Annotated in this window: 12 protein-coding genes; 5 read left to right on the forward strand and 7 right to left on the reverse strand. The window is 68.5% G+C overall.

Features of this window, described 5'->3' with window-relative positions; all coding sequences use genetic code 11:
* Positions 1-30 precede the first annotated feature (30 nt).
* Complete coding sequence (locus HWX39_RS09895) at positions 31-1,203, forward strand: EamA family transporter (RefSeq protein ID WP_175967431.1); 1,173 nt, start codon at positions 31-33, stop codon at positions 1,201-1,203.
* Positions 1,204-1,224: 21 nt separating this feature from the next.
* Here HWX39_RS09895 and HWX39_RS09900 read toward each other — a convergent pair whose 3' ends face one another.
* From HWX39_RS09900 to HWX39_RS09930, 7 genes are all read right to left on the reverse strand, one after another.
* Entirely contained in the window at positions 1,225-2,424 is a 1,200-nt protein-coding gene (locus HWX39_RS09900; RefSeq protein WP_175967434.1) for an MFS transporter, read from the reverse strand.
* Positions 2,425-2,680: 256 nt separating this feature from the next.
* Positions 2,681-3,505, reverse strand: a complete 825-nt coding sequence (locus HWX39_RS09905) for a phosphodiesterase (protein WP_175967436.1) — start codon at positions 3,503-3,505, stop codon at positions 2,681-2,683.
* Positions 3,506-3,589: 84 nt separating this feature from the next.
* Positions 3,590-4,621: an ABC transporter ATP-binding protein gene (locus tag HWX39_RS09910; RefSeq protein WP_175967438.1), complete on the reverse strand. Its 1,032-nt coding sequence runs from the start codon at positions 4,619-4,621 to the stop codon at positions 3,590-3,592.
* A gap of 13 nt (positions 4,622-4,634) precedes the next feature.
* On the reverse strand, positions 4,635-5,531 hold the full coding sequence (locus HWX39_RS09915) for an ABC transporter permease subunit (RefSeq protein WP_175967440.1): 897 nt from the start codon (positions 5,529-5,531) through the stop codon (positions 4,635-4,637).
* 10 nt (positions 5,532-5,541) lie between these two features.
* Positions 5,542-6,366 carry an ABC transporter permease gene (locus tag HWX39_RS09920; protein WP_175967443.1) on the reverse strand — a complete coding sequence of 275 codons (825 nt, stop codon included), beginning with the start codon at positions 6,364-6,366 and terminating at the stop codon, positions 5,542-5,544.
* Positions 6,367-7,395, reverse strand: a complete 1,029-nt coding sequence (locus HWX39_RS09925) for an ABC transporter substrate-binding protein (protein WP_175967445.1) — start codon at positions 7,393-7,395, stop codon at positions 6,367-6,369. It lies immediately after the preceding gene.
* Between the two features lie 74 nt (positions 7,396-7,469).
* The gene (locus HWX39_RS09930; RefSeq protein WP_175951814.1) at positions 7,470-8,495 is read right to left on the reverse strand and encodes a substrate-binding domain-containing protein; all 1,026 of its coding nucleotides are present in this window, start codon (positions 8,493-8,495) and stop codon (positions 7,470-7,472) included.
* Positions 8,496-9,359: 864 nt separating this feature from the next.
* Between HWX39_RS09930 and HWX39_RS09935 the strand changes: the two genes are divergently transcribed.
* The 4 genes from HWX39_RS09935 to HWX39_RS09950 all read left to right on the forward strand — a co-directional run bounded on the left by HWX39_RS09935 (position 9,360) and on the right by HWX39_RS09950 (position 13,994).
* Entirely contained in the window at positions 9,360-9,986 is a 627-nt protein-coding gene (locus HWX39_RS09935; RefSeq protein WP_175967447.1) for a flavin reductase family protein, read from the forward strand.
* 393 nt (positions 9,987-10,379) lie between these two features.
* Positions 10,380-11,612, forward strand: coding sequence for a 3-methyl-2-oxobutanoate dehydrogenase (2-methylpropanoyl-transferring) subunit alpha (locus tag HWX39_RS09940; RefSeq protein WP_175967450.1), 1,233 nt, complete (start codon positions 10,380-10,382; stop codon positions 11,610-11,612).
* A gap of 2 nt (positions 11,613-11,614) precedes the next feature.
* Entirely contained in the window at positions 11,615-12,655 is a 1,041-nt protein-coding gene (locus HWX39_RS09945) for an alpha-ketoacid dehydrogenase subunit beta (protein ID WP_089483685.1), read from the forward strand.
* Between the two features lies 1 nt (position 12,656).
* On the forward strand, positions 12,657-13,994 hold the full coding sequence (locus HWX39_RS09950; protein ID WP_175967452.1) for a dihydrolipoamide acetyltransferase family protein: 1,338 nt from the start codon (positions 12,657-12,659) through the stop codon (positions 13,992-13,994).
* The last annotated feature ends 3 nt before the right edge of the window (positions 13,995-13,997 follow it).

Raw genomic sequence — 13,997 nt, forward strand, 5'->3', positions numbered from 1 at the left:
ACGCGGCGTGACGTGCGGGCAGGCTGCGCAATGACGCCGCTCGACCGCCTTCTCGACTTCCTCGCCCGCTTCTCGTTCCGGATCCGCCTGCCGCAAAGCCGCGGCGGCCGCGTGGCACTGGCGCTCGTCTTCATCTATTTCGTCTGGGGTTCGACCTACAGCGGCCTGCATTTCGCGCTGCAGTCGTTCCCGCCGCTGCTGCTGTCGGGGCTGCGCAACCTGCTCGGCGGGGTTGGCCTGTTCATCTTCGCGCTGCGGCGCAAGCCCGAATGGCCGACGCTGCTCGAAATCCGCAATGCCGGGATCGTCGGCACGATGCTCGTCGCGCTGTCATCCGGCACGATCGCGCTCGGGATCAGCTCGGTCAGCAGCGGCTCGGCCGCGGTGATGGTGGCCACGGTGCCGCTGTTCGCGACCGTGATCGCGGCGGTCGCCGGGCGGCCGGTCACGAAAGGCGAGTGGGGCGCCGTCGCGCTCGGGATGGTCGGCATCGTCGTGCTGAACTCGGGCGGCGCGGCCGCGCAGAATTCGGCGCTCGGCACGATCTGCGTGCTGGCCGGCGCATTGTTCTGGGCCGGCGGCGCGCATCTCGCGACGCGGCTCAAGCTGCCGTCCGACCTGTTTCTGTCCACGTCGCTGCAGATCGGCCTCGGCGGCATGATCTCGACGCTCGTTGCCTGGCTGATCGGCGAACGCATCGAGCACGTGATGGTGGGGCCGGTGTTCGCGTTCCTGTACCTGATGGTGTTCTGCACGATGGCCGCGTACGTCGCGTACGGCTACCTGATCCGCCACACGAGCCCGATCATCGCGAGCAGCTGCATGTACGTGAACCCGATCGTCGCGGTTGCGCTCGGTGCGCTGCTGCTTGGCGAGCCGGTGACGATGGCGACCGTGGTCGCGACCGTCGCGATCCTAGGTAGCGTCGGGCTGTCGTTCGTGTTCGATCCGGCGCGCCGGCCCGCGGCACGCGCGGCAGCCGCCAGCTCGGCGGCCGCGGCAGCCGCGTCGACGGCGGAGGCTGCATCGGCGCCCGAGCAGATCGAGATGCCGGATGCCGCGCCGATCCTGGCGCCTTCCGCCGTTCCGATGGCCGTGCCGGCTCCGGCTGCCGTGATGGATCCTGCCGCGGTCGTCGACCCGGCACCGGCGTTCGTCACGCCACCGGCCGCCGAACCGGCAGCGCCCCGCGCCGACGCGTGACGCCGCCGTGGCCGGTCGCGCTCAGCCGCGCCGGCCGCCGCGATGGTGGAACCAGCCCCCGAGCGCGGTGAACACCAGCCCGGTTGCGCACATGCCGATCCAGCCGAACGCGTGCCATGCGGCGACGCCGGCCGACGAGCCGAGTGCGCCGCCGATGAAATAGCACACCATGTACACAGTGTTGACGCGGCTGCGCGCCTCGGGCTTCAGCGCATAGATGCGCGACTGGTTCGAGATCTGCGCGGCCTGCACGCCGACGTCCAGCACGACGACGCCGATCACGAGCCCGACGAGGCTCGTGCCCGACAGCGCGAAGATCACGAACGACAGCGCGAGCAGCGCGATCGTGAGCGAGATGATCGCGCGCGGGCCGCGCGTGTCCGCGAAGCGGCCCGCGTACGGTGCCGCGAGCGCGCCTGCCGCACCGACGATCCCGAACAGGCCGGCTGCCTGCGGGCCGAGATGGAACGGCGCGCCGGCGAGCAGCAGCGTGAGCACGGGCCAGAACGCGCTGAATGCCGCGAACAGCGCGGCGCCCGTCAGCGACGCCTCGCGCAGCCCGCGCAACTCGACCGCCAGATGCCACATCGAGCCGAGCAGCTTGCCGTACGACAGCGTCGACGTCGGCGTGCTGCGCGGCAGTCGCAGCACGATCACGGCGGCCAGCGCGACGAGCGCCGCGACCGACGCGGCGAACACCGCGCGCCAGCCGAAATACTCGGCGACGAAGCCGGCGGCCGTCCGCGCGAGCAGGATGCCGAGCAGCAGGCCGCTCATCACGGTGCCGACCGCATGCCCGCGTTCGGCCGGCGGTGCGATCTCGGCGGCGAACGGCACGGCCTGTTGCGCGATGGTCGCGAGTACCCCGATCGCGAGACTCGCGACGGCGAGCACGGCCAGCGACGGCGCGGTGGCGGCGACGATCAGCGCGACCGACAGGCCGGCGATCTGCATCAGGATCAGCCCGCGGCGGTCGAAGCGGTCGCCGAGCGGCGCGAGCAGGAACATGCCGGCCGCATAGCCGAGCTGCGTCGCGGTCGGCACGGCGCCGATCCACGAAGCGCCGTCGGGAAACGCCGCGCGGAAGCTGTCGAGCAGCGGCTGGTTGTAGTAGATGTTCGCGACGGACACGCCCGCGATCGTCGCGAGCAGCAACAGCAGGCTGCGCGAATAGTGGGGCGAGGCGGCGTCGGTCGGACGGTCGGTGGAGGCGGTGGACATGGCAGCGCGGACGGAAGTGGGGCGGCGCGGCGCGCGGCGCACGCGTCGGGTGCGCAGGCGGGCAGGGCGCGGCTCAAGGCTGCCGATCATACCGGAGCGACGTGAATCCTGCCGGACGGGGGCCAATCGGCCAACCCGGCCAACCCGGCCAACCCGGCCAACCCGGCCAAATCGGCGTAACCGGCGTAACCAGCGTAACCAGCGTAACCAGCGTAACCGGCCGGCCGCCGCCCGTCACCGTGCGTGCTTTAACCCGTCAGTCGACCAGTTCGCCCGTCGGTTCATAAAACGGATAAGGTCCGGCCCCTTCATCGACATACACGTGATGCGACGTCATCCCCGTCTCGGGCGCATAGCGATGAACCGCGAACGCCGGCGGTTCGAGCCGGAAGGCGGACGGCGCATCGGTCCGCAGGTCGAATGCGACCTGATGCGCGGGCGACGGCACCGCGGCTGCGATCGTGCCGCCGAAGCGCGTGAACATCGTGCGGTGCACGTGGCCGCACAGCACGCGCTCGACGTTCGGATGGCCGCGCAGCAGCGCATCGAGTTTGGCGGAAGCGGCGGGCGCGAGGCGCAGCTTGTCCATGTGACCGATTCCCGCCACGAACGGCGGGTGATGCAGCGCGACGATCACGGGCCGGTCGCGCGCGGCGTCGAGCTGCGCGGCGAGCCACGCGAGCCGTGCGTCGCACAGGTCGCCGTGGCTGGCGCCGGGAACCTGTGAATCGAGCGCCAGCACGCGCACCGCGCCGACGTCGAGCGCGTACTGCACGAATTCGCCCTCCTGCAGCTCGGCGCGATCGGCGAACGCGCGGCGCAGCCCGGCGCGGTCGTCGTGATTGCCGATCATCAGGTAGTACGGAATCTCGAGCGTCGCCAGCAGCCCGCGCAGGTGGCCGTACTCTTCATCGTGGCCGAAGTCGGTCAGGTCGCCCGTGACGAGCACGGCGTCGGGGCGCGGCTCGAGCGCGTTCAGTCTTGCGATGCAGCGCGCGAGCGCGGCCGCGGTGTCGACGCGCCGGTACGCGAGCTGGCCCGGACGCTTGATGTGGAGATCGCTGATTTGGGCAAGCAGCATCGTCGTTCCTCGGAATCGTCTGATTGTTGTCGCGGCGTCGTGCGCCGCGGTGGGGAGTTGCATGAATGATGCCGGAAGGACGGATTACGCGCCGAGCGCGATCAGGCCTTCCGGTGCGATCGCGAGGCCGACCGCCGTACCGCGTGCGAGCGCGATGCGGCCCGGCACGTCGATCACGAGCGCGTCGGGGGCCGCATGCTCGATCGTGAGCCGCGTGCGCTCGCCGAGGAACGCGCACGCACTGACCGCGCCGCGCAGCGGCGCATGCGCGGGATCGGCGAGTTGCGCATCCTCGGGGCGGAAGAACCACTCGTCGGCGGCGTGCGGCGTCGCGATCGCCCCGCCCGTGGTCACCAGCGCGCCGTCACGCCATTGCCCGGCGAGCCGGTTCAGCGTGCCGATGAATTGCGCGACCGTGCGGTTTGCCGGGTGGTAGTAGATGTCGCGCGGCGTGCCGATCTGCTCGATGCGGCCCGCGCCCATCACGACGATCCGGTCGCCGAGCTCCATCGCCTCGGCCTGGTCGTGCGTCACGTAGACGGTCGTCACGCCGAGTTCGCGCAGCAGCGTATTCATCTCGCGACGCAGCGTATCGCGCAGCTTCGCGTCGAGCGCGGTCAACGGCTCGTCGAGCAGCAGCACGCGCGGCCGCACCGCCAGCGCGCGGGCCAGCGCGACGCGCTGGCGCTGGCCGCCCGACAGCTGGTCGATCGGCTTGTCCGCATGCGCGTCGAGCCGCATCATCGCGAGCAGTTCGTCGACGCGCTCGCGCAGCGCGCGCGGCTCGGTCTTGCGGATCTTCAGCCCGTAGCCGACGTTGCCGCGCACCGTCAGGTTCGGAAACAGCGCGTAGTTCTGGAACACCATGCCGACCTGGCGGCGCTCGATCGGCAGCGCGGTCACGTCGTCATTGCCGAACGCGATCGTGCCGCCGGCATCCGGCGTGTCGAGGCCCGCGATCAGGCGCAGCGTCGTGGTCTTGCCGCAGCCGGACGGTCCGAGCAGCACGAGCGTCTCGCCCGCGCCGATCGACAGGTCGAGCGGTTCGAGCACGCGCGTGCCGCGGAACGTCTTCGCGCAGCGGGTCAGGGTGATGGGGGTGGAATCGAGTTTCATGTCTGCGAGAAATTCAGCGCGGGCGCTTCTTGAGCGCGCGCGTGCCGGACGGATCGACGCCGAGCCACTGCATCGCGACGAGCAGCGGCAGTGTCATCAGCAGGAACAGGATCGTGTACGCGCTGCCGACCTCGAGGCGCAGCGACGCGTAGGTATCGGCGAGCCCGACGGGCAGCGTCTTGGTGTCGGGCGTATGCAGCATCCACGTGAGGTTGAATTCGCCGATCGACAGCGTGAGCACCGCGAGCGCACCCGCGACGATGCCGGGGCGCAGGTTCGGCAGCACGATCGTGACGAAGCGCGTGACGAACGACGCACCGAGGCTGGCCGCGCCTTCCTCGAGCGTGCGCAGGTCGGCGCCGGCCGCGACGGCGGCGACCGCGCGCACCATGAACGGCAGCGTGAACACGACGTGGCCGACCACGATGAACCACGGGCTCATCCGGAACGCGGTGAAGCCGCCGTAGACGACCAGCAACGCGAGCGCCGACGCGAGGCCAGGGAGTGCGACCGGCAGCACGAGCGCCTCTTCGATCGCGCGCGCGACGCGGCTCTTGCTGCGCGCGAGCGCATAGCCGGCCGGCACGCCGACGACGAGCACGATCGCGAGCGTGGCGAACGCGACGTAAAGCGACAGCGCGATCGAGCCGTGATACTGCTGCCACACCTGTTCGAGCCAGCGCAGCGTGAGGCCGCTCGACAGGCCGCGGAAATAGTTGACGGTGAGACCCGCGAGCACCGACATCACGACGGGCACGATCAGGAAGGCACACAGCAGCAGCGTGACGCCCCATTGCAGCGCGGCGATCGTGCGCGCGCCGGTGACGCGCGGCGCGCGGCGGACGACGCCGTTCGCCCGCGCGGGAGCGGGGGCCGGCGACGGCGTGGAAGAGCCGGAAAGCGATGGCATGCAGGAATCCTCAGGCCGCGGCGGCGGCGGTGTGGCCGGTGAAGCGGCGCGCGAGCGCAAGCACGGCCCAGGTGACGATGCCGAGCACGATCGACAGGCCGGCCGCCGTCGCGATGTTCGCGTTCAGCGTGAACTCGGTATAGATCGTCATCGGCAGCACGTTCAGGTCGGTGGCGAGCGTGAACGCGGTGCCGAAGGCGCCCATCGCGGTCGCGAAGCAGATCGCGCCGGCCGCGACCAGGCCCGGCGCGAGCGCGGGCAGCACGATGTCGACGAAGATGCGCCACGGCGATGCGCCGAGCGAACGTGCGGCTTCCTCGAGCGACGCGTCGAGCTTGGACGCCGCCGCGATCACGGTGACGATCACGCGCGGAATCGAGAAGTACAGGTAGCCGATGAACAGCCCCGCGACCGAGTACGCGAATACCCACTTGTCGCCGGTGAGCTTCGCGGACAGCATGCCGATCAGCCCCTGCCGACCGGCCAGCATGATCACCATGAAGCCGACGACGACGCCCGGGAACGCGAGCGGGAACGTGAGCAGCGCGAGCAGCACGCGCTTGCCCGCGAATTCGCGGCGCGCGAGCAGGAGGCCCGAGATCGTCGACAGCGCGAGCGTCGCGAGCGTGACGCCCGCGGACAGCGCGACGGTCCCGCCGAGGCTCTTCATGTAGCGCGCATTGCCGAGCAGCGCCGCGTAGTGCGAGAAGAACGCGCCGTCGGCGGACACCTGCACGAGCGCCGCCATCGGCAATAGCCAGAACGCAGCGAACACCGCGAGTGCCGGCGCGACGAGCGCGATGCGCCAGCGCAGCGGGAAAGTCAGGTCGAGCATTTACTGCATCACCTGCAGGTATTGCTGGCCGAACGCCTGCTGACCGGCCGCCATCTTGCCGAAGTCGACCGATTTGGCCCGTGCGTACTCGCTTGCCGGCAGGAATTTCGATGCGATGTCGGCGCTGAGCGCTTGGGCGCGCACCGGACGCAGGTACGCATTGGCCCACAGCTTCTGGCCTTCGTCCGACAGCACGAAGTCGAGCACCTTCTTGCCGTTCGCGTCGTGCGGTGCGCCCTTCACGAGACTCATTACGTACGGCACCGCGATCGTGCCCTCCTTCGGAATCACGAACTCGACGTTCGCGTTGTCCTTGTACTTCGCGCGATACGCGTCGAAGTCATAGTCGAGCAGGATCGGAATCTCGCCCGACAGCACACGCGCATAGGCGGTCTGCTTCGGCACGATCGGCGCGTTCGCCTTCAGCTTGCGGAACCAGTCGAGCGCCGGCTTGAAATTGTCGAGGCTGCCGCCGAGCGCCTGGTTGACGGCCACCGCGCCCGCGTAGCCGACGAATGCGCTGGACGGATCGAGATAGCCGACCATGCCCTTGTATTCGGGCTTCAGCAGATCGGCCCACGAGCGCGGCACCGGCTTGCCGTCGAGCGCGTCCTTGTTCACGAAGAAGCCGAGCGTGCCCGAGTGGATCGCGAACCAGTAGCCTTGCGGATCCTTCAGGTTCGCGGGGATATCGTTCCAGTGCGCGGGCTTGTACGGCGCGATCACGCCCTTGTCCTTCGCCTGGAATGCCGACGACACGCCGAGGTAGACGACGTCGGCGACCGGGCTCTTCTGCTCGGCGATCAGCTGCGCGATCGCCTGGCCCGAGTTTTTGTTGTCGAACGGCACGCGGATGCCGGTCTTCTGCTTGATCGCCGCGATCTGCGCGGCCCAGTCGGCCCATTCGGGCGGGCAGTTGTAGCAGATCGCCGTTTCGTCGGCGTGGGCGGCGGGTGCGCCGGCGACGAGCGCGGCGCAGGCGAGCGGCGCGGCAAGCGCGCGCAGCAGCGAGGTCAGGCGAAAGGACACGGTAGGTCTCCGGGCGAGGGTGGGGCGCTGGGGTGGCGTGGTGGTGTGCGTATGGCGTGGTGCGGTGCGCGCGTTCAGGCCTTGCGCAATTGCAGGTCGGTGGCCGGCGGGGCGACCGTCGCGCCGTCGCGCACCACGTGCGGCAGGATCAGCGACGTGCGTTCGATCGCTGCGCCGCCGATGCATTCGACGAGACGCTGCCATGCGTGGCGGCCGATGTCGCGGTTCGGCGTCGCGACGCTCGCGAGCGGCGGCGCGAGCAGTTCGCCGATCGCGATCCCGTCGAAGCCGAGCACCGACAGGTCGTCCGGAATCGAGAAGCCCGCGCGGCGCAGGCCGCGCATCACGACCATCGCGAGCAGGTCGTTGCTGCAGAAGAGGGCGGTCGGGCGCGTCGCTTGCGCGGTGAGGTGTGCGAGCACCGCGTCGGGCAGCTCGGGCGCGGTGAAGTCGACTTCGACCGGCGGCAGCGTGGCGACGCCGCTTTCCTCGAGTGCCTGCGCATAGCCGAGATGGCGCTGGCGTGCACGATCCGACGCGGCGAGCGAGCCGGCCAGCATCAGCACGCGGCGGTGGCCGCGCGCGGTCAGCATCCGCACGCCGTCATACGCGGCACGGCGGTTGTCGACCGATACCGACGGGCGGCGCTGCGTGTCGTTGTGCATCAGCACGTAGTGCGGGCCGTCGCGATCGAGCATGTCGAGCAGCGGGTGCGTGTCTGCGTCCGCGACGGTGAGGATCAGCCCTTCGACGCGCTGCTCGCGCAGCGTCTCGATCGCGTGACGCTCGCGCGCCGCGTCGTATTCGGTCGTCATCAGGATCAGCTTGAAGCCGGCTGCGGTCGCGCGCTCGTCGATGCCTTGCAGGCAGTCGGCGAACACGGGGTTCGACAACGTCGGCACGACGACACCGACGAGCCGCGTGCGCTCGCCGCGCAGTTGCCGGCCGAGCGGGCTCGGGCGGAACTGCAGCGTGTCGATCGCGGTGCGGATCGTTTGCAGTGTGGCGGGGCTGACGGTATGCGGTGCGTTGATCGCGCGCGAGACGGTAGCGATCGAGAAGCCCGCGAGGGCAGCGACGTCCTTGATGGTCGAGGTCATTAAATAGCGCGATGTAAACGTTTTCGGCCGGAAAATTATCGAAAACGTTTGTGACTCCGCGATGACGCAGGCGACGCTTGTTTCGCAAAAAGCAAGATACAAACGTCTGACGGATAGGGCCGTCGGACGACGCGGTCTCGATTGTATCGGGGATGGTGCGGCGCGGGCGGAAATCGCCGGCGGCGGCGGGGCGGCGTCGATTACAAAGGATGAATCCGTGCGGCGGCGGGGCGCGTCGTGAGGTGGCGCCGCAGAATAAGGGAACGCATGCGCAAGCAATGGTAGAATCCCGTCCGCCCTCTTGCCGGGGTGATGAAATTGGTAAACATAGCGGACTTAAACGATTGAGTGCCCGGTCGGAAACGGTCGGTGCAGAACCCTTCAAATTCGGCGAAACCCCTGATGCGCGCATCGAGGCAACGCCGAGCCAAGCCTCGCGGCATCCGCGAGGAAGGTGTAGAGACTAGACGGGGGGCGCCTAAGGCGCACGGGCAGCAGGCACGCCCGCGCGCGACGGTGAAGGCATAGTCCAGCGCACGAACGGCAACGCGCACGCGACGCCGGCTTTGAAAGAAGCAGTGTGACGAAAATCCGCCGCCTTAACTGGCTTGCCGGTTCGAGTCCGGTCCCCGGCACCACGATCGCGTCCAGCGCGATTCGATGACGGCACGAAAGCCCGCGAGAAGCCATGCGTTCGCGGGTTTTTTATTGCACCAGGGTATTGCCCGATGCGGGTGTCATCCAGGCGATTCATGCGCGTTCGCTTGCCGCGTCGCTGCGACGAAAGCAACGCCATGCAATACTCGGCACGCACGTCCCGCCCATTGACTTCAGCGCGCGTTGTCTTGCGCGCGACCACCCGCCATGACCGACTCGAGCTATCACTTTTACGAACCGTCGCAAGGCCACGGCCTTCCGCATGATCCTCTGAACGCGATCGTGGGTCCACGCCCGATCGGCTGGATTTCATCCCGCGGCAACGACGGTACGGTCAACCTCGCACCGTACAGTTTCTTCAACGCATTCAACTACCATCCGCCGATCATCGGCTTTTCGAGTGTCTCCGCGAAGGACAGCCTGCGCAACGCACAGGAGACGGGGGAGTTCGTCTGGAACCTCGCGACTCGCGATCTTGCCCACCGGATGAACCAGACTTGTGCCGCGGTACCGTACGGTGTCGACGAGTTCGAACTCGGCGGCCTGACCGCGATCCCGTCGCGCCTGGTCGACGTGCCACGCGTTGCCGAAAGCGGCGTGAACTTCGAATGCAAGGTGACCGATGTCATTCGGCTGCGTGACCACCGGGGCGTCGAGACGGCGGCTTCGCTGGTATTGGGCGAGGTCGTCGCGGTTCACATCCGGAACGATTTGCTGAAGGACGGGATCTTCGACACCTTTGGCGCGGGCATCATTCTTCGTGCGGGCGGCCCGTCCGCCTATGCTCATGTCCGGCCCGACAGCCGGTTCGACATCGCCCGCCCCGGCGCGTGATGCAGCGCGTGCCGTAACGCATCCCGAATCGCATCCCGAATCGCGCGCGACCCGCGCGATCGTCCGCCTCGCTCGCATCCACGAAGGCCCCGCAGAAATCCGGAATTTCGCGGGGTCTTTTGCGTTGTATCGTCGGAACTCGATCCGGCGGGCCCGCCCCCTCCATTCGTCGTTCGACCCCGATCCCCGCAAGCTGGAACCATGGGCCGACCGCGCCGCAACATGGCAAATCTGCTCATCGCGGTCGAGCGGGTTGGTCATCGACGTCCGCCGCCGCAACGCCTAAATTTCCAAGGTTGACGTGCCTATCCGCACGCCAGCTCGCGCGCAGGCCGGCAACCGGCCGCGCGTTCCCAATCAGCGTGAGACACAATCGAGCGTGGAGACGACACGATGAGCCTGTCAGAGCCATTGCGTCTGCATGTGCCGGAGCCCACCGGGCGCCCGGGCTGCAAGACGGACTTTTCCTATCTGCATCTATCGCCGGCCGGCGCGGTTCGCCGCCCGCCGATCGACGTTGCCGCGGCGGACACCGCCGATCTCGCTCGCAGCCTCGTGCGCGTGCTCGACGACAGCGGCAAGGCCGTTGGCCCGTGGGCGCCGGATCTCGACGATGCGCGGCTGATCGCCGGCCTGCGCGCGATGCTCAAGACCCGCATTTTCGACGCGCGCATGATGATCGCGCAGCGTCAGAAGAAAATCTCCTTCTACATGTTGAGCCTCGGCGAAGAAGCGATCGGCACCGCGCACACGATGGCGCTGCGCGACGGCGACATGTGCTTCCCGACCTACCGCCAGCAGAGCATCCTGATCGCGCGCGACGTACCGCTCGAACGGATGATCTGCCAGCTGATGTCGAACGAAGGCGACCCGTTGAAAGGCCGCCAGCTCCCGGTGATGTACTCGGATCGCGACGCGGGCTTCTTCTCCATTTCCGGCAACCTCGCGACGCAGTTCATCCAGGCGGTCGGCTGGGCGATGGCGTCGGCGATCAAGGGCGATACGAAGATCGCGTCCGCGTGGATCGGCGACGGCGCGACAGCCGAATCCGACTTCCACACCGCGCTCACGTTCGCGCACGTGTACCGCGCGCCGGTCGTGCTGAATGTCGTCAACAACCAGTGGGCGATCTCGACGTTCCAGGCGATCGCGGGCGGCGAAGGCACGACGTTCGCGGGGCGCGGCGTCGGCTGCGGGATCGCGTCGCTGCGCGTCGACGGCAACGACTTCCTCGCGATCTACGCGGCGTCGAGCTGGGCGGCCGAACGCGCGCGCCGCAATCTCGGCCCGACGCTGATCGAGTGGGTGACCTACCGGGCGGGTGCGCATTCGACGTCGGACGATCCGACCAAGTACCGGCCGAGCGACGACTGGTCCCATTTCCCGCTCGGCGATCCGATCGAGCGCTTCAAGCGCCACCTGATCGTCAAGGGCATCTGGTCCGACAGCGCGCACGAAGCGTTGACGGCCGAGCTCGAGGCCGAGGTGATCGCCGCGCAAAAGGAAGCGGAGAAATACGGCACGCTGGCCGACGACAGGATTGCGTCGCCGGCTTCGATGTTCGACGACGTGTACAAGGAGCTGCCCGCGCACCTGCGCCGTCAGCGCCAGGAACTGGGAGCGTGATCATGGCGCAACAAGAGACAGGCACGGCAACACAGCCGATGACGATGATCCAGGCGCTGCGCTCCGCGATGGACGTGATGCTCGGTCGCGACAGCGACGTGGTCGTGTTCGGGCAGGACGTGGGCTATTTCGGCGGCGTGTTCCGCTGTACCGAAGGATTGCAGAACAAATACGGCAAGTCGCGCGTGTTCGATGCGCCGATTTCCGAAAGCGGGATCGTCGGCGCGGCGGTGGGGATGGGCGCCTACGGGCTGCGCCCGGTGTGCGAGATCCAGTTCGCCGATTATTTCTACCCGGCGTCCGACCAGATCGTGTCGGAAGGCGCGCGGCTGCGCTATCGCTCGGCCGGCCAGTTCATCGCGCCGATGACGATCCGCATGCCCTGCGGCGGCGGCATCTACGGCGGCCAGACGCACAGCCAGAGCCCGGAGGCGATGTTCACGCAGGTGTGCGGGCTGCGCACGGTGATGCCGTCGAATCCGTACGACGCGAAGGGGCTCCTGATCGCATCGATCGAGAACGACGATCCGGTGATCTTCCTCGAGCCGAAACGGCTGTACAACGGGCCGTTCGACGGCCATCACGATCGGCCGGTGACGTCGTGGCTCAAGCATCCGGCAAGCGCGGTGCCCGAGGGCTACTACACGGTGCCGCTCGATACGGCCGCCGTGGTGCGGCCCGGCAACGACGTGACGGTGCTGACCTACGGCACGACGGTGCACGTGTCGCTCGCCGCGGCCGAGGAGACGGGCATCGATGCGGAGGTGATCGACCTGCGCACGCTGTGGCCGCTCGACCTCGACACGATCGTCGCGTCGGTGCGCAAGACCGGGCGCTGCGTCGTGGTGCACGAGGCGACGCGCACCTGCGGTTTCGGTGCGGAACTGGTGTCGCTGGTCCAGGAACATTGCTTCTACCACCTCGAGGCGCCGGTCGAGCGCACGACGGGCTGGGATACGCCGTATCCGCATGCGCAGGAGTGGGCGTACTTTCCGGGCCCGGCCCGGGTCGGTGAAGCGTTGCGACGCGTGATGGAGGCGTGAGATGGGGATTCATGTCATCAAGATGCCGGATATCGGCGAAGGGATTGCCGAGGTCGAGCTGGTGGCCTGGCACGTGGAAGTCGGGCAGACGATCAAGGAAGACCAGCCGCTCGCCGATGTGATGACCGACAAGGCGGCGGTGGAGATTCCGTCGCCCGTGACGGGCAAGGTGATCGAGCTCGGCGGCCGGATCGGCGAGATGATGGCGGTCGGCAGCGAGCTGATCCGCCTCGAGGTCGAAGGTGACGGCAACCTGAAGGCCGGCGCACCGGTGCGAGAATCAAAGGTAGAAACCTCACCGGTCGCGGCGGCGCCGTCGAAGGCCGTGGCCGAGGCGCCGGCGGAATCGTCCGCAAAGCCGGCTGCGAAGCACGCACCGGCGGAGCCGCGTCGTGCGAAGCCTGCCGAGCACGCGGCGCACGTGGAACCGCCGCGCGCGGCGCTCGCGCCGGGGGAACGGCCGCTCGCGTCGCCGGCCGTGCGCCAGCGCGCATGGGACATGGGCATCGAGCTGCGCTATGTGCGCGGCACCGGTGAGGCAGGGCGGATCCTGCATGCGGATCTCGATGCGTATGCGCGCACCGGCAGCGGTGCGGCGCGCGGGTCACGCGCAGCGCAGGCGCATGGCTACGACGAACGCAACGATGAAACCGAAGTGCCGGTGATCGGCTTGCGGCGTGCGATCGCGCGCAAGATGCAGGAAGCGAAACGCCGCATTCCGCACTTCAGCTACGTCGAGGAGATCGACGTCACCGAGCTCGAATCGCTGCGTACGGATCTGAACCGCCGCTACGGCGACACGCGCGGCAAGCTCACGCCGCTGCCGCTGCTGATCCGCGCGATGGTGATCGCGTTGCGCGACTTCCCGCAGATCAACGCGCGTTTCGACGACGAAGCGGGGATCGTCACGCGCTACGGCGCGGTGCACATGGGCGTCGCGACGCAGACGGACGGTGGCCTCACGGTGCCCGTGCTGCGTCATGCCGAAGCGCGCGACGTGTGGTCGATTTCCGCCGAAATCGCGCGGCTCGCCGAAGCAGTGCGTGCGAACCGCGCGCAGCGCGACGAGCTGAGCGGCTCGACGATCACGATCTCGAGCCTCGGCGCGCTCGGCGGCATCGTGTCGACGCCGGTCATCAATCATCCTGAAGTCGGCATCGTCGGCGTGAACCGCATTGTCGAGCGGCCGATGATCCGCGACGGCGCGGTCGTCGCACGCAAGATGATGAACCTGTCGTCGTCGTTCGACCATCGTGTCGTCGACGGCGCGGACGCGGCCGAATTCATCCAGGCCGTGCGCGCGGTGCTCGAGCGCCCGGCACTGCTGTTCGTGGAGTGAGCG

It is taken from the genome of Burkholderia sp. BCC0322, assembly GCF_902833045.1.
Classification (GTDB): domain Bacteria; phylum Pseudomonadota; class Gammaproteobacteria; order Burkholderiales; family Burkholderiaceae; genus Burkholderia.